16 protein-coding genes are annotated in these 15,219 nt (G+C 70.8%); 3 read left to right on the top strand and 13 right to left on the bottom strand.

Annotated elements, in window-relative coordinates; genetic code table 11:
- Positions 1-133: 133 nt before the first annotated feature.
- The 12 genes from ADL15_RS08985 to trpS form a co-directional block, all read right to left on the bottom strand.
- Complete coding sequence (locus tag ADL15_RS08985) at positions 134-814, bottom strand: DUF4272 domain-containing protein (protein WP_067687041.1); 681 nt, start codon at positions 812-814, stop codon at positions 134-136.
- Positions 815-820: 6 nt separating this feature from the next.
- Entirely contained in the window at positions 821-2,098 is a 1,278-nt protein-coding gene (locus tag ADL15_RS08980; RefSeq protein ID WP_067687038.1) for a thymidine phosphorylase, read from the bottom strand.
- Positions 2,095-2,808: a cytidine deaminase gene (locus ADL15_RS08975; protein WP_067687035.1), complete on the bottom strand. Its 714-nt coding sequence runs from the start codon at positions 2,806-2,808 to the stop codon at positions 2,095-2,097. Before ADL15_RS08975 ends, ADL15_RS08980 begins: the two co-directional genes overlap by 4 nt.
- A gap of 77 nt (positions 2,809-2,885) precedes the next feature.
- Positions 2,886-4,154: an ABC transporter permease gene (locus ADL15_RS08970; protein ID WP_067687032.1), complete on the bottom strand. Its 1,269-nt coding sequence runs from the start codon at positions 4,152-4,154 to the stop codon at positions 2,886-2,888.
- Positions 4,155-4,158: 4 nt separating this feature from the next.
- The gene (locus ADL15_RS08965; RefSeq protein WP_067687029.1) at positions 4,159-5,427 is read right to left on the bottom strand and encodes an ABC transporter permease; all 1,269 of its coding nucleotides are present in this window, start codon (positions 5,425-5,427) and stop codon (positions 4,159-4,161) included.
- On the bottom strand, positions 5,424-6,989 hold the full coding sequence (locus ADL15_RS08960) for an ATP-binding cassette domain-containing protein (RefSeq protein ID WP_157441253.1): 1,566 nt from the start codon (positions 6,987-6,989) through the stop codon (positions 5,424-5,426). The genes ADL15_RS08965 and ADL15_RS08960 overlap by 4 nt, the downstream gene beginning before the upstream one ends.
- Before the next feature lie 126 nt (positions 6,990-7,115).
- A complete protein-coding gene (locus ADL15_RS08955) occupies positions 7,116-8,231 on the bottom strand; it encodes a BMP family lipoprotein (RefSeq protein WP_067687023.1) in 1,116 nt (371 codons plus the stop codon).
- Positions 8,232-8,452: 221 nt separating this feature from the next.
- Positions 8,453-8,689 (bottom strand): SCO4848 family membrane protein, encoded by a 237-nt coding sequence (locus tag ADL15_RS08950; RefSeq protein WP_067687020.1) that lies wholly within the window; start codon positions 8,687-8,689, stop codon positions 8,453-8,455.
- Between the two features lie 22 nt (positions 8,690-8,711).
- Positions 8,712-9,098: a hypothetical protein gene (locus ADL15_RS08945; RefSeq protein ID WP_067687016.1), complete on the bottom strand. Its 387-nt coding sequence runs from the start codon at positions 9,096-9,098 to the stop codon at positions 8,712-8,714.
- A 7-nt stretch (positions 9,099-9,105) separates the two neighbouring features.
- Positions 9,106-10,026, bottom strand: a complete 921-nt coding sequence (locus tag ADL15_RS08940) for a YihY/virulence factor BrkB family protein (RefSeq protein ID WP_067687013.1) — start codon at positions 10,024-10,026, stop codon at positions 9,106-9,108.
- A gap of 47 nt (positions 10,027-10,073) precedes the next feature.
- Positions 10,074-10,604, bottom strand: coding sequence for a 2'-5' RNA ligase family protein (locus ADL15_RS08935; RefSeq protein ID WP_083971027.1), 531 nt, complete (start codon positions 10,602-10,604; stop codon positions 10,074-10,076).
- Between the two features lie 5 nt (positions 10,605-10,609).
- Positions 10,610-11,635: a tryptophan--tRNA ligase gene (gene trpS, locus ADL15_RS08930; protein WP_067687044.1), complete on the bottom strand. Its 1,026-nt coding sequence runs from the start codon at positions 11,633-11,635 to the stop codon at positions 10,610-10,612.
- A gap of 225 nt (positions 11,636-11,860) precedes the next feature.
- Between trpS and galE the strand changes: the two genes are divergently transcribed.
- From galE to ADL15_RS08915, 3 genes are all read left to right on the top strand, one after another.
- Complete coding sequence (gene galE, locus ADL15_RS08925) at positions 11,861-12,835, top strand: UDP-glucose 4-epimerase GalE (protein WP_067687007.1); 975 nt, start codon at positions 11,861-11,863, stop codon at positions 12,833-12,835.
- Positions 12,836-13,009: 174 nt separating this feature from the next.
- Positions 13,010-14,152, top strand: a complete 1,143-nt coding sequence (gene galK / locus ADL15_RS08920; RefSeq protein WP_067687005.1) for a galactokinase — start codon at positions 13,010-13,012, stop codon at positions 14,150-14,152.
- 141 nt (positions 14,153-14,293) lie between these two features.
- Positions 14,294-15,106, top strand: coding sequence for an ATP-binding protein (locus tag ADL15_RS08915; RefSeq protein ID WP_067687002.1), 813 nt, complete (start codon positions 14,294-14,296; stop codon positions 15,104-15,106).
- 7 nt (positions 15,107-15,113) lie between these two features.
- On the opposite strand, the gene ADL15_RS57010 is transcribed toward ADL15_RS08915, so the two are convergent.
- A partial coding sequence (locus ADL15_RS57010) for an elongation factor 1-alpha C-terminal domain-related protein (protein ID WP_394326919.1) occupies positions 15,114-15,219 on the bottom strand: 106 nt, incomplete at its 5' end.

Here is a 15,219-nt window from a genome sequence, read left to right as displayed (position 1 = left end):
AGGCAACCCCTCAACCCCAACCAACCCGCAACCCGCCCTATTTTCACGTCCGCGAGACGTCACCCGAAGGAGACAAGATGACTCAGGGGTGTCTCCGCACGGCGGAGGCACCCCTGAGGACCAGCCGGACCGCCTAGACGGAGAGGTCGACCTCTTCCCACTCCGGGGGTTTGTCGTGGTACGGGCCGTGGAAGATGACCGCCCACTCCAGCGCCCACCGCCGCTGCCCGATCGCGTTGCTGTCCACCTCGCCGGGCAGCGGCCGCCCGCTCTGCTCCGCCTCCTGGAACGCCCAGTCCAGGCAGTAGTACAGGTCGAGCAGCACCGCCGCCTCGGCCGCGTCCCGGGCCGCCACCAGCGACCGGGACCGCCAGCGACCGAACGTCTCGCCGGACGGCAGGTCGGGCATCTGCGCCATCAGGTGATCGTCCGGCGGCACCGCGGGGTCCAGGTGCCGGCCCAGCCCGAGCAGCCAGGCCAGCGCGAACACCGCGTCGTGGTGCAGCACGAACGACCGGTGGTCACCCTTGGCGCCGATCACGAACTGCCACTCCGGCGGGGTCACCAGCTCGACCAGGTGTGAGGTGAGCAGCCAGCTCATCGCGGCCTCGGTGGGCATCCCGAAACAGCGGGCGACGACCACGTGCAGCACCGCGGCGCGTGCCTCCAGCTCGGCGAGCGGGCGCAGCTCGACCGTGTCGCCGAGCTCCCAGACCAGCGGGAAGGAGAGCGGGGGCAACGGCAGTCCGAGCCGAGACAGTTCGTCGAGGCTGGCCTCACGAACCGCGCGGGGATCCGGGGCGGCCTTCGTCATGGTGCGTCAGGCTATGCGGTCCAGCAGGAGACCGGCAGAGGCGGGTGCGTCGCTCCCCAGAGTGATCGCGGCGAGGGCGTCGGCGCGGGCCACCGGGATCCGCGTCTCGTCGTCGGCGCGCAGCTCGAGCAGCACGTCACCGGCCTTCACCCGGTCACCGGGCTTGACCTTGAGCTGGACACCGGCGCCGAAGCTGACCGGGTCCTCCTTGCGGGCACGGCCGGCGCCGAGGCGCCAGGCGGCGACCCCGATCCCGTACGCGTCCAGGCCGGTCACCACGCCGTCCTGCTCGGCCCGCAGCACCTCGGTGTGCGCCGGGGTGGGCAGCGCCGCGTCCGGGTCGCCGCCCTGCGCCCGGATCATCGCCTTCCAGCTGTCCATCGCGGCGCCGGAGGCGAGCACCTTCTCCGGGTCGGCGTCGACACCGGCCGCGGCCAGCATCTCCCGGGCCAGGGCCAGGGTCAGCTCGACCACGTCGGCCGGTCCGCCGCCGGCCAGCACCTCGATCGACTCGGTGACCTCGTTGGCGTTGCCGACGGCCAGGCCGAGCGGGGTGCTCATGTCGGTCAGCAGCGCCACCGTGGTGACACCGCTGTCCTTGCCCAGCTGGACCATGGTGCGGGCCAGCTCCTGCGCGGTGGCCAGGTCCTTCATGAACGCGCCGGAGCCGACCTTGACGTCCAGCACCAGCGCGCCGGTGCCCTCGGCGATCTTCTTGCTCATGATCGAGCTGGCGATCAGCGGGATCGCCTCGACGGTGCCGGTGACGTCGCGCAGGGCGTACAGCTTGCGGTCGGCCGGGGCCAGGCCGTCGCCGGCCGCGCAGATCACCGCGCCGATCTCGTCGAGCTGGCGCTTGAACTGCTCGTTGGAGATCCGGGCCTGCCAGCCGGGGATCGACTCGAGCTTGTCCAGCGTGCCGCCGGTGTGCCCGAGACCGCGGCCGGAGAGCTGCGGCACGGCCACGCCGCACGCGGCGACCAGCGGGGTCAGCGGCAACGTGATCTTGTCGCCGACGCCGCCGGTGGAGTGCTTGTCGGCGGTCGGCCGGGACACCCCGGAGAGGTCCAGCCGCTCCCCGCTGGCGATCATCGCGGCGGTCCACCGGGCGATCTCGGCGGGCGTCATGCCGCGCAGCAGGATCGCCATGGCCAGCGCGGACATCTGCTCGTCGGCGACGACACCCTTGGTGTACGCGTCGACCACCCAGTCGATCTGCGCGTCGGACAGCACGTGCCCGTCCCGCTTCGCCCGGATGACGTCGACCGCTGCGAACCCGCTCAAGACTTTTCCTCCCAGCGCTGCGGAATACCGTCCGGCAGCTCACCCTCGCCCGCCCAGGACAGACCGCCCTCGGCATCCACCACCACGACCCGCGGACTGCGCACCAGGCCCCAGGCCACCGCGGCGGAGGCGGTCGGGAAGTTCGGCCCCTCCTCCAGGATGCCCTTGTCCTCGTCGACGCCGGGCGCGCCCGAGGACCGCTCCCAGTACCCGGTCCAGATCGTCTCGCCACCGGACAGGTCCGGGTGCACGAACACGGTGCCGCGCCCGCGCCACTTCGCCAGTTCGGCGGGGACCTCGGGGCCGCCGGCCGCGCCGGTGACCTTCTCCATGTCCACCCAGCCGAACGCGTGCGGCAGCAGCTCCTCCATCCGCAGCGGCCGGGGCAGCGCCTCGACCAGCATGTCCGGGCCACCGTGCTCCCAGAGCAGCTGACGGCAGCGCCCGCACGGCATCAGCGGCGCACCGGTGGCATCCACGCAGGACATCGCCACCAGCCGGCCGCCGCCGGTCGCGTGCAGCGAGCTCACCATGCCGCACTCGGCGCACAGGGTCATGCCGAGCGAGGCGTTCTCCACGTTGCAGCCCACCACGACCCGGCCGTCGTCGACCAGGGCGGCGACACCGACCGGAAAGTCGGATGCGGGCACGTAGGCACGCCGCATCACCTCGATGGCGGACGCGCGCAGCGCCGCCCAGTCGATCTCCATGATCTCGATTCTGCCCCACTGCTCGGTCTGCTAACGACAGATGCCCGGGCCAGGCCCGGGCATCTGTCAGGACACCATCAACCCTTGACGTACGGAATACCGTCCGCGGCCGGCGCACGCACCCGTCCGACCAGACCGGCCACCGCGACGATCGTCGCCAGGTACGGCAGCATGCTCAGGAACTGGCTCGGCACCGGGCTGTTGATGGCGCTCAGATAGAACGCCAGCTTCTGGGCGAACCCGAAGAACAGCGCCGCGGCGAACGCCCCGAACGGCGAGTACCGGCCGAAGATCAGTGCGGCGAGTGCGATGAAGCCGGCGCCGGCCGTCATGTTCTTGGTGAAGCTGCCGGTCGCCACGAGCGTGAAGTACGCGCCGCCGAGACCGGCCACGATGCCGCCGAGCAGCACGTTCAGGTAGCGCAGCCCGCGCACCCGGATGCCCACCGTGTCGGCGGCGGTGGGGTGCTCGCCGACCGCCCGGGTCCGCAGGCCCCAGCGGGTCCGGTTCAGCCCGAAGTGGATGATCAGGACCAGCGCGAGCGCGAGCCAGAGCAGCCCGGTCGCGTTGAACAGCACCGGGCCGAGCACCGGGATGTCGGACAGCCCCGGCACCTTCCACGTCGGCATCTGCGGCGGCGCGTTGTAGTGCTCCGCGTCCGGCTGCATCAGCCGCTCGTAGAGGAAGCCGGTGATGCCGAGCGCGAACAGGTTGAGCACGATGCCGACCACGGTCTGGTCGACCAGGTAGCGGATCGACAGCACGGCCAGGATCGCCGCGATGATCACACCGCCGACCGCCGCGCTGATCAGGCCGGCCCAGACGCTGCCGGCCATCGTGCCGACCAGGGCGCCGGCGAACGCGCCCATCAGGAACTGCCCCTCGATCGCGACGTTGACCACACCGGAGCGCTCACCGAGCACACCGGCCAGCGCGCCCAGGATCAGCGGCAGGGCCAGCTGCACGGTGCCGCTCAGGATGTCGACCAGCGGCATGAACTGCCCGGCCACCTGCCAGCAGAGGAACGAGAGCACGAAGGTCAGCACGCCGAGCCCGAGCAGCAGGGTCGACCAGCGCTTGGCCAGGCCGGCCAGGAGCACGCCGCCGGCCGCCAGGGTCAGCAGGCCGAACAGCACCGCGCCGAGCTGCCCGTTGATCGAGATCGCGGCGCCCTCGGCGTTGTCGCTGAGCGTGAACCGGGCGGTCTCGCCGGGGGCGAGCGCGCCGAAGACCGCCGCGGCGAGCACACCGAGCAGGGTGAGTGCCACCCCGAGGCGACGCTGCCGGGTCCAGAACGGCTCCGGAGCGGTGACCGCGGTCAGCTCCTGCACAGTCGTGGTCGACATGGTTTCAGCCCTTCGCCGGAGAGGCGCTCTGCCCGGCGGCGCGGGCGGTGCGAAGTCGGAAGATCGCTTTCACCAGGGCGGGTGCGGCGATGAAGATGACGATCAGGGCCTGCAGCACGGTGACCAGCTCCAGCGAGATGCCGGAGTACGACTGCATCCGGTTGCCACCGGCCCGCAGCGCGCCGAACAGCAGGGCGGCGAAGAGCGTGCCCCACGGCCGGTTGCGGCCGAGCAGCGCGACCAGCAGGCCGTCGAAGCCGATGTTGCCGGCCACCGCCGGGGTCAGCGCGTGCGCCGTGCCCAGCACCTGGGTGGCGCCGCCGAGCCCGGCCAGCCCACCCGCGACCGCCATCAGCAGCGCGTACGTCTTGGCCACGCTGATACCGGCGGTCCTCGCGGCGTGCGGGTTGGCACCCACCGCGCGCAGCTCGAACCCGAACGCGGACCGGTTCAGCAGCCAGGCCACCCCGGCGGTGACCAGCACCGCGATCACGATGCCCAGGTGCACCCGGAGCGCGCCGCCGAACGACGGCAGCTGGGCGGACGAGTCGACCGCCTTGCTGATCGCGTCGCTGCGGCCCGGCTGCTGGATGCCCTGCTGGATGACCAGCCAGCTGAGGAACAGCGCGGCGGTGTAGTTCAGCATGATCGTGGTGATCACCTCGTGGGCGCCGGTCCGTGCCTTGAGCAGGCCGGGCAGGAAGCCCCAGAGCGCACCGCCGAGCGCGCCGACGATCAGCGCGATCACCAGGTTGAGCCCGATCGGCAGGCCGAAGCTGAACCCGGCGACACCGGCGGTGACCGCGCCGAGCACGGCCTGGCCCTGCGCGCCGATGTTGAACAGGCCGCCGCGGAACGCCAGCGCGACCGAGAGGCCGGTGAAGACCAGCGGCGCGGCGTACGTCAGGGTCTCCGAGATCGGGCCGAGCGCGTCCTGCCAGGAGCCGGTGCCGGAGAACCAGGCGCTGATCGCCTCCGGGTCGCCGAACGCGCCCTTGAGCAGGTCGGAGTAGGCCGCGCTGATCAGGTCCCAGCTGGAGCCGAGCGCGTCACCCGGGCGGGCGGTGAAGTAGGCGAACTTCGCCAGCACGGCCGAGTCGGAGAGGACGATGAGCACGGCGCCGATCACCACGGCCAGGAAGATCGACAGCGTGGTGACGGTGACGCCGTTGGAGGCCCAGAGGTTGCGCTGGAACGCGGTGAGCAGGGTTTCCCGCTCGGCCGGTTTCTGCTCCGGCTCGCGTGGCGCCTCGGTGGTGGCTTCGGCGGTCACTTCGTTCCCTCTTCCTCGTCCGCGGCTTCTTCCACAGCCGGGGGTTCTTCCACGACGGCGGCGGCGGGCTCGCTGGTGACACCGGCCATCAGCAGGCCGATCGCCTCACGCGGGGTGTCCGGCGAGACGATCGCCAGGATCCGGCCGCGGTACATCACCGCGATCCGGTCCGCGAGGTTGACCACCTCGTCCAGCTCGCTGGAGACCACCAGCACCGCGGTGCCCTGGTCCCGCTCGTGGACGATCTGGCCGTGGATGAACTCGATCGAGCCGACGTCCACACCGCGGGTCGGCTGCGACGCGATGAACAGCTTCAGCGGCCGGGACATCTCCCGGGCGATGACGACCTTCTGCTGGTTGCCGCCGGAGAGGGTGCCGACCGCGGTGTCCGCCGACTGGCACCGGATGTCGAACTGGGCGACCCGTTCCTTGGCGTTGCTGGCGATCCTGCCGGTGTCCAGCCGGATGGCGTTGCCGAACGGCGTGCTGTCGTACATGTCCAGGATCAGGTTCTCGGCGACGCTGAATTCCTTGACCACGCCGTCGTGGCTGCGGTCCTCGGGGACGTAACCCACCCCGGACCGCAGGATCCGCTTGGTGCTCAGCCCGGCCAGGTTCTCGCTGTCCAGCTCGACCGTGCCGGCCCGCACCTCGCGCAGCCCCATCACGGCCTCGACCAGCTCGGTCTGCCCGTTGCCCTGCACACCGGCGATGCCGAGCACCTCGCCGGCGCGGACCTCCAGGTCCACCCCGTCGACCGCCCGGATGCCCCGGTCGTCGTCCACGATCAGGCCCTTGACCTGCAGGACGGCGCGGCCCGGCTCGGCCGGGGCCTTGTCCACCTCGAGGCTCACGGCGCGGCCGACCATCAGCGCGGCCAGCTCGTCCTCGCTGGTGTCCGGGCTGGCGGTGCCGACCACCTGACCGCGACGGATCACGGTGATCCGGTCCGCGATCTTCTTGACCTCTTTGAGCTTGTGGGTGATGAAGACGATCGACTTGCCCATCTCGGTGAGCGACCGCATCACCGCGAGCAGCTCGTCGGTCTCCTGCGGGGTGAGCACCGCGGTCGGCTCGTCCAGGATCAGCAGGTCGACGTCGCGGGTCAGCGCCTTGACGATCTCCACCCGCTGCTGGGCGCCGACCGGGAGGTCCTCGATCAGGGCGTCCGGGTCGACCGGCAGGCCGAAGCGCTTCGAGGTCTCGATCACCTCGCGGCGGGCCCGGCGGCGGTCCAGCCAGCCCAGCGGGCCACCGCGGACGTTCTCCGCGCCGAGCGCGATGTTCTCCGCCACCGTGAAGACCGGTACCAGCATGAAGTGCTGGTGCACCATGCCGATGCCGGACGCGATCGCGTCCCGCGGGCTGCGGAAGACCTTGGGTTCGTCGTTGACGACGATCTGGCCCTCGTCGGGCTGCAGAAGGCCGTAGAGCTGGTTCATCAGGGTCGACTTGCCGGCGCCGTTCTCGCCCAGCAGGGCGTGCACCTCGCCGGGTTCGACGGTGATGTCGATGTGGTCGTTGGCCACCAGGTCGCCGAAGCGCTTGGTGATGCCGCGCAATTCCAGTTTCAGCGGAATCTCCCGACTTCGGTGTTGGACCTGGTGGACTGGGTCTAATGCGAGCCGCCGCTCGGCCACGGGTCGAACCCCGCGGCCGCGCGGCGGCCGAATGCTACTACTGCAAGGTCACTTCGGCGCGTTCGCCGACTCGACCTTCACGGTGCCGGCGATGATGTCCTTCTTGAGCTGGTCGATCTCGGTCTTGAGACCCGCGTCGACCTTGCTGTCGAACTGGTTGTACGGCGCCAGGCCGACACCGTCGTTCTCCAGCGTGCCCAGGTAACCGGGGGTGGCGGCGAGGGCGGTGCCCTTCGCGCCGTTCACCGCGGCCTCCTTGACGGCCTCCTCGACGTTCTTGACGACCGTGGAGAGGAACACGTCGCAGTACTGCGCGGCGCTCTTGCAGCCGTCCTGGTCGACCCAGATGACCGAGACCTTGCCGGCCGAGTCCTTGGCGACCTGCGCGGTGCCCAGGCCGGTGCCGCCGGCGACCGGCAGGACCACGTCGGCACCCTGCGAGACCAGGGTGTTGGTGATCGTCTTGCCCTTGTTCTGGTCGATGAAGCTGTCGGCGAAGGTGCCGTTCTGCTTCGCCTTGTCCCAGCCCACGACCTTGACGGTCTTGCCCTTCTTGGTGTTGTAGTACGCGACGCCGTCGGCGAAGCCGTCCATGAAGATGGTGACCGGGGCGATCTTCATGCCACCGTAGGTGCCGACCGTGCCGGACTTCGAGTAGCCCGCGGCGAGGTAACCGGCCAGGAACGCGGCCTGGTGGGTGGCGAACTGCATCGGGTACACGTTCGCACCGGTGCTGCCACTGTCCACGATCCCGAACTGCGAGTCCTTGGCCTCGTCGGAGACCTTCTTGGTGACGTCGCCCATCAGGCCGCCGACCGCGAGGATGAAGTTGCACTTCTGGGTGACGAAGCTGCGCAGGCCCGGCTCGTAGTCGGCCTCGGAGGACGAGGAGACGTACTTCGGGTCGATGCCGCTGACCTCGGCCTTGGCGGCCTGCAGGCCGGCCCAGGCGGAGGCGTTGAACGACTTGTCGTCGATGCCGCCGGTGTCGGTGACCATGCAGGCCTTGTAAGCGGCGGTGGTGGCCGCGCTGCTGCTGCTACCGGACGGTGTGTCGGCCGGCGCGTCGCCACAAGCGGCAGCTGCGAGCGTCAGCCCACCTGCCGCGAGAATCGCCACGATCCGCTTCCCACGTACTGGGCGCAAGACGCTCTCCTTTTCCATGCACACCGCCAACCGGTGGGCTCAGGTCGGCAGCGTAACTGCGGGCCACGGGCCGGACAGGAGAAAGGTACGGACTGTTGGCGCACCGTTATCGCGCCGCAATCACCAGGGGTTTGCCCTGCCGCTTTCGATGGGTTCGCAGAGGAATTGCCCGGTAGCCCCGTAACGAAGGCTTAATCTTTCGCGCCACCACCAGGTTCGCCGCCGGATTTGCGGCCGGGTCACGGTCCGCTTCGGCCTGCGGCCCGCCATGCGCGTACGCCGAGCAGCCCGACAACCGTCCCGATCACGAGCGAGGCACCGATCAGCAGGGCGTGCACCCACAGGAACGCGGTCGGGGTCCCGCCGTCGAAAGCCCTGTCGTCGCGGTAGATCGCCAGTCCGAACCGGGGCCAGATCACCCACGTCCACACGCCGACCGCCACCAGGAACCCTGCCCACCGTCGCGTGATCACCACGGCGACGAGTATCGCAGTGGGCTCAACCGGCCAGCCGGGCGGCTATCCGGCGCCAGCCCTCGCGTACGTCATGGGGTTCCGGCGTCTCCGGCGGCGGCCCGGCGCCGAACCGCTCGGCCAGCAGCTCGTCAGCGGGTTCGCTGTCGTCCTCGGCCGCCGCCCGGACCGCCTCGATCTCGGCGCGGATCGCGTCCGCGCCGTCCAGCGGCAGCATCGGCTCGACCACCGCCATCAGGTCGTCGTCGGCGACCACCGCGCGGGCCAGCGCCACCGCGTGGTCCCGCTCGTACGGCCCGCAGACCACCGGCTCCCAGTCCTCCCGGTCACCCAGCGAGCCGATGGTGATCACCCACGGCTGCTCGGTCAGCGGCGAGCCGGGTGGCAGGTGCAGCGTGACGAGGGTCCCCATCCGGACATCATCGCGGGCGGGACTCCCGGATCCAGAGGTTTTGCCCCACCGGGGCGGTCTTGTCGTCCGCCGACAGGTCCACCACCCGGCCGTGCGGGCTGGTCGCCGCCCAGGCCGCGCCGAACAGCAACAGCTGGTTGAAGACGTACAGATAGACCAGTGCGCCGACGGCCGAGCCGACCAGTCCGTACGCCGGATTGCGCTCGACGATGCCGACGAACGTCTTGCCCACCGTGTTCAGCAGCATCAGTCCGATGCCGACCTGCAGCACCGGCGGCGCCATCCGACGGGCGGTCATCCGCAGCCGGGGCACCGCGGCCAGCAGCGCCGCCGCCAGCAGCAGGTTCACCCCGAGGGTGAGGACCAGGCTGACCACCGCGAGCAGCTCCGGGACGTGGTTGCCGGCCAGCCAGTCGAGCAGGCGTTCCAGGCCGTAGACCGCGGCCTGGGTGAGCGCCAGCAGCAGCAGTATCCCGATCAGCACCATCAGGTCGACGGCCTGCCGGATGCCGAAGTACCCGGGCTGCTCGCGCAGCTGCCAGATCAGCCGCTGCGAGGAACGGATCGCCTCGACCCAGCCGACCCCGGTGACGGTCAGGCCGAGGATGCCGACGATGCCGACGGTCTTCTTGCTGTCCAGGATGGCCTGCACGTCGAGGAACGGCAGGTTGTCCCGGAGGAAGTCCCGGACCAGGTCGAAGAGCTCGGTGTTGTTGGTCAGCAGCAGACCGAAGATCGAGTAGCCGATCAGCAGCAGCGCGAACACCGCGAAGAACCCGTAGTACGCGATGGCCGCGGCCAACCGGCCACCCTGGACGCCGTCGTACCGCAGCAGCGCCCGGCAGAAATGATCGAAGTATCGGGACCGGTATCGCACCGCCATGATCCGGGCGGTGGCCGCGTCGTACGCCCGGTCGACTGGGTTCACCGGGCGACAGTAACGGACGCCACACCCATCGGCCGGTCAGGCGCGGGTCAGGAGCCCAGCGGGAAGTCGCGGCGCGGCTGCCAGGGGCCCTCGCCGCCGTGCGAGAACAGCGTGAACGACGACACCTCGAACCGGGCCGAGAACCCGGCCAGGTCGTCGAAGACCGCGTCCAGCGCCTCCGGTGCCACGTCCTGCGCGACGGTGACGTGCGGGTGGTACGGGAACCGGCTGTCCCGGTGGATGTCCGCCGACCGCGTGATCCCCTCGGCGAGCAGCTCACACTCGCTGATCCCGATCGCCAGGGTCACGAACACCACCTCGGTGATCGGCCGGAACGTCCCGGTGCCGCGCAGGTGGATGGTGAACGGCGGCTGCGCGGCGGCGACCGCCTCGAGGTGCTTCTCCACGGCCGGCAGCGCGTCGGTGTCCACCTCGGTGGGACCGAGCAGCGTGACGTGCGCCGGCGTGTAGGCGGCCTGCGGGTCGCCGGCCTCCGCGCGCCGGCGGGTCAGCAGGGCGCCCCACGGTTCCGGGATGTCGACGGCCACGCCGATGCGGGTCCGGGCTGGGTCGGCCACGGTGGTCAGGCTCCGCGGACGGGGCTGAGGAACCCCACGTTCTTGTACGTCCGGGCGAGGGTCGCCGCCGAGACCGCCCGGGCCTTCTCCGCGCCGATCGCCAGGATCTTGTCGAGCTGCGCCTTGTCGTCCAGGTACGCCTTGGTCTTCTCCTGGATCGGCTTGACGAACTCGACGAGCACCTCGGCCAGGTCCTTCTTCAGGTCGCCGTAGCCGCGGCCGTCGTACTGCTCGAGCAGCTCGTCTATGGTCCGCGTGGTGAGCGCCGCGTACATGGTCAGCAGGTTGCTGATGCCGGGCTTGTTCACCTCGTCGTAGAGGATCTCCCGGCCGGTGTCGGTGACCGCGGACTTGATCTTCTTGGCCGAGCGGGCCGGGTCTTCCAGCAGCTCGATGATGCCGTTCGGCGAGGAGGCCGACTTGGACATCTTGCTCGTCGGGTCCTGCAGGTCGGTGATCTTCGCGGTGTCCTTGACGATGTACGCCGAGGGCATGGTGAAGGTCTGACCGAACCGGCCGTTGAAGCGCTGTGCCAGGTCGCGGGTCAGCTCCAGGTGCTGCCGCTGGTCCTCGCCGACCGGCACCTGGTCGGCCTGGTAGAGCAGGATGTCGGCGGCCTGCAGGATCGGGTACGTGAACAGGCCGACGCTGGTGCTGTCCTGGCCGGCCTTCGCCGACTTGTCCTTGAACTGGACCATCCGGCCGGCCTCGCCGAACCCGGTGATGCAGCTGAGCACCCAGCCGAGCTGCGCGTGCTCGGGGACGTGCGACTGGACGAAGAGCGTGCAGCGCTCCGGGTCCAGCCCCAGCGCGAGCAGCTGCGCGATCGAGACGCGGGTGCGGGACCGCAGCGCCGCCGGGTCGTGCCCCATGGTGATCGCGTGCAGGTCGACGACGCAGTAGAACGCGTCATGGGTCTCCTGCATCGCCACCCAGTTGCGCACCGCGCCCAGGTAGTTGCCGAGGTGGAAGGAATCGGCGGTCGGCTGGATGCCGGAGAGCACTCGCGGACGGCGGGCAACGTCGGACATGAACGCCATTGTGTCAGTGACCGTCCCCGTATGACCAACACCCCCGGTGCCGGCCATGTGACCAGCGAAGGCACGTGGGGATGTTTTGTCCCGTTGCTCGCATGCTCAATAATGTTCGAAGATGTTGACCCTTGAGTGCTTGACGGCGATACTCACTCGGAGATCTGCCCCTGCGTACGCTCGGGACTGATCCGGATCGCCGTCTTCGCCAGAGAGGTTCACCTCGTGAAATTGCTCGTTACCGGCGGCGCCGGTTACGTCGGAAGTGTGACCAGCCGGCTGTTGCTGGACGCCGGTCACGAGGTCGTCGTGCTGGACAACCTGCGCACCGGGTTCCGCGAGTCGGTCGCGCCGGACGCCACCTTCGTCGAGGCCGACATCGCCGACGCCGCCCAGGTGCTCACCCCCGGGGCCGGCTTCGACGCGGTGCTGCACTTCGCCGGGCTGATCGCGGCCGGCGAGTCGATGGCCAAGCCCGAGCTGTACTGGCACGAGAACGTGGTGAAGTCGCTGGCCCTGCTGGACGCGATCCGCGCCGCCGGTGTCCCGCGGGTGATCTTCTCGTCCACCGCCGCGGTCTACGGCAACCCGGTCGAGCTGCCGATCAGCGAGAACGCTGCGAAGGCGCCGACCAGTACGTACGGGTCGACCAAGCTCACCTTCGACCTGGCGCTGACCTCCGAGACGTTCGCGCACAACCTGGCCGCGGTCTCGCTGCGCTACTTCAACGTGGCCGGCGCGTACATCGCCGACGGCTACGAGATCGGCGAGCGGCACGACCCGGAGACGCACCTCATCCCGATCACCCTGCAGGCGGCCGCCGGCAAGCGGGACAAGCTGCAGCTGTTCGGCGACGACTACCCCACCGTGGACGGCACCTGCGTGCGGGACTACATCCACGTCGAGGACCTGGCCCGGGCGCACCTGCTGGCGCTGGAGGCGGCCACCCCCGGCGAGCACAAGATCTACAACCTGGGCAACGGGAACGGCTTCTCCAACCTGCAGGTCGTCGAGGCGGCCCGCGAGGTGACCGGCGCGGCGATCCCGGTGGAGACCGCGCCCCGGCGCGACGGCGACCCGGCCACCCTGGTCGCGGCGTCCGACCGGGCCCGCACCGAGTTGGGCTGGGTGCCGCAGAAGAACACCCTGCAGGCCATGATCGGTGACGCCTGGACCTTCTACCGCAAGCACGTGGCATGAGCGACTGCACCGAGCGGCACCTCGCCGCACCGGACAACGGCCTCGCAGGCGAGGGCCAGAAGCGCATGCCGAAGAAAGGCGCAGCATGAGCGACTGCACCGAGCGGCACCTCGCCGCACCGGACAACGGCCCCGCAGGCGAGGGCCAGAAGCGCATGCCGAAGAAAGGCGCAGCATGAGCACGGCGAGCGAGGCCCTTGCGGCCTTCACCGAGGCGTACGGAACCGAACCCGCGGGGCTGTGGGCCGCGCCCGGCCGGGTCAACCTGATCGGCGAGCACACCGACTACAACGACGGCTTCGTGCTGCCGTTCGCCCTGCCGCAGCGCACCGTCGCCGCGGTCGGCCCGTCCCCGGACGGCACCTGGTCGGTCAGCTCCACCCTGGCCCCCGAACCGGTGACCTTCGGTGTCACCGAGCCGGGTGAGGTGACCGGCTGGGGTGCGTACGTCGCCGGCGTGGTCTGGGCGCTGCGCGACGCCGGCTTCGAGCCGCCCGCCGTCCGCATCGCGATCGCCTCCGAGGTGCCGCTCGGCTCCGGCCTGTCCTCCTCGGCCGCGCTGGAGTCGGCGGTGCTGACCGCGCTGATCGACCTGGGCGGGCTGGACGTGCCGCTGGAGCGGCGCCCGGCGATCGCCCAGCGCGCCGAGAACCTCTACGTCGGCGCGCCCACCGGCATCCTCGACCAGTCCGCCTCGATCCGCTGCGAGGCGGGCCGGGCGCTGTTCCTGGACTGCCGGTCGTACGCCATCGAGCAGATCCCGTTCGACCTGGCCGCCGCCGGCCTGGCCATCCTGGTGATCAACAGCAACGCGCCGCACCAGCACGTCGACGGCGAGTACGGCGCCCGCCGCAAGAGCTGCGAGGAGTCCGCCGCGATCCTCGGCGTGCCGGCCCTGCGCGACGTCGGCGTCGACGAGCTGCCGTCCGCTCTGGACCGGCTCGGCGACGACGTGCTGCGCAAGCGCACCCGGCACATCGTCACCGAGAACCAGCGGGTGCTGGACACCGTGGCGCTGCTGCGCGCGGGCAAGGTCCGGGAGATCGGCCCGCTGCTGACCGCCTCGCACGACTCGATGCGCGACGACTTCGAGATCACCGTGGCGCAGGTGGACGTGGCCGTGCGGGCGGCGCTGGCGGCCGGCGCACACGGTGCCCGGATGACCGGCGGCGGTTTCGGTGGCTGCGTGCTCGCCCTGATCGACGCGGACCGGGCCGAGGTGACCGCCGACGCGGTCGCCGCCGCCTACACCGAGCACGGCTTCACCGCCCCGACCAGCTGGGTAGCGGTCGCCGGCCCGGGCGCGGGCAAGATCTGACCGCCTCGTGACGCTCGGCGGGCACCTCGCCCGCCGAGCCGCGAGTGACCCGTTCGGTCGTCACCCACCTGCCCTTTCGCCCGATCACCCGCAGGAGCGAGACCCGGGCCGGGCGGGTGGGCCCGCGGTTATGGTGTCGGCATGGCGGTCAGCACACCGTATCTTCACGACGACACCGAGCCCGGTGTCTCCGTCCGCGTCGACATCGGCGCGGACACCGCCGTCTCCCTGCTCACCGTGCGCGGCCCCTGGGACGAGCGGCTGCGCCGGACCACGTCGGTCTCGCTGCGCCGGTGTTTCACCGACCACCCGGACGCGCTGATCGTCGACCTCAGCCGGTTGCTCGACCCGCGCAGCGAGAGCGCGCCCACCTGGACCGTCGCCCGGACGGTCGCCGCCGAGCTGCGGCCGCCGGTGCATCTGGCCCTGTGCGTGCCACCGGATCTGCCGCTGGCCGACCGGATGCAGGGCCTGGGCGCGGGCAGCCGGTTCCTGCCGGTCTTCGCGAAGGTGCGGCAGGCCCGGGTCGCGGTGGCCGGGCGGCTGCCGGGCGTCGAGCGGATGATCGCCGTCCTGCGGCCGGACACCGACGCGCCGAGCACGGCCCGCAACCTGGTCAGCGACGCCTGCCTGGCCTGGGGCCTGGCGCATCTGCTGCATCCCAGCCGGTTGGTGATGTCCGAGCTGGTGACGAACGCGGTCGAGCACGCCGGCACCGAGATCCGGGTGGTGGTCGCCTGGCGTGGCACCGGCCTGCACCTGTCGGTCGGCGACGGCTCACCGCGGATGCCGCACCTGCTCCGCCCGCCCCGCCCGCGTCAGGGGCATCCGCTGGACGAGCGCGGGCGCGGGCTGCGGGCCGTGCACGAGACCGCCGAGCTGTGGGGCGCCGTGCCGACCCCGGAGGGCAAGGTGGTCTGGGCGACGGTCCGGCCACGCCGGACCGTCGCCTGACGGCGTCTCAGGACGCTTCGATGATCATTCCGGCGGCGACCGTACGGTTGGTCGACTCGTCGATCAGGATGAACCCGCCCGTGGTCCGGTTCCGCCGGTACTCATCGGCCAGC

The sequence above is a fragment of the Actinoplanes awajinensis subsp. mycoplanecinus genome (assembly GCF_001509495.1).
Lineage (GTDB): Bacteria > Actinomycetota > Actinomycetes > Mycobacteriales > Micromonosporaceae > Actinoplanes > Actinoplanes palleronii.
The sequence above is the reverse complement of the archived record's forward strand: the minus strand, read 5'-3'. Positions and strand labels throughout refer to the sequence as shown.

Bases quoted from the DNA above. Each gene is read 5' to 3' on its own strand.
- ADL15_RS08985 (WP_067687041.1), bottom strand. From the start codon at position 814: ATGACGAAGGCCGCCCCGGATCCCCGCGCGGTTCGTGAGGCCAGCCTC.
- ADL15_RS08975 (WP_067687035.1), bottom strand. From the start codon at position 2,808: ATGGAGATCGACTGGGCGGCGCTGCGCGCGTCCGCCATCGAGGTGATG.
- ADL15_RS08970 (WP_067687032.1), bottom strand. From the start codon at position 4,154: ATGTCGACCACGACTGTGCAGGAGCTGACCGCGGTCACCGCTCCGGAG.
- ADL15_RS08955 (WP_067687023.1), bottom strand. From the start codon at position 8,231: ATGGAAAAGGAGAGCGTCTTGCGCCCAGTACGTGGGAAGCGGATCGTG.
- ADL15_RS08945 (WP_067687016.1), bottom strand. From the start codon at position 9,098: ATGGGGACCCTCGTCACGCTGCACCTGCCACCCGGCTCGCCGCTGACC.
- trpS (WP_067687044.1), bottom strand. From the start codon at position 11,635: ATGTCCGACGTTGCCCGCCGTCCGCGAGTGCTCTCCGGCATCCAGCCG.
- galK (WP_067687005.1), top strand. From the start codon at position 13,010: ATGAGCACGGCGAGCGAGGCCCTTGCGGCCTTCACCGAGGCGTACGGA.
- ADL15_RS08915 (WP_067687002.1), top strand. From the start codon at position 14,294: ATGGCGGTCAGCACACCGTATCTTCACGACGACACCGAGCCCGGTGTC.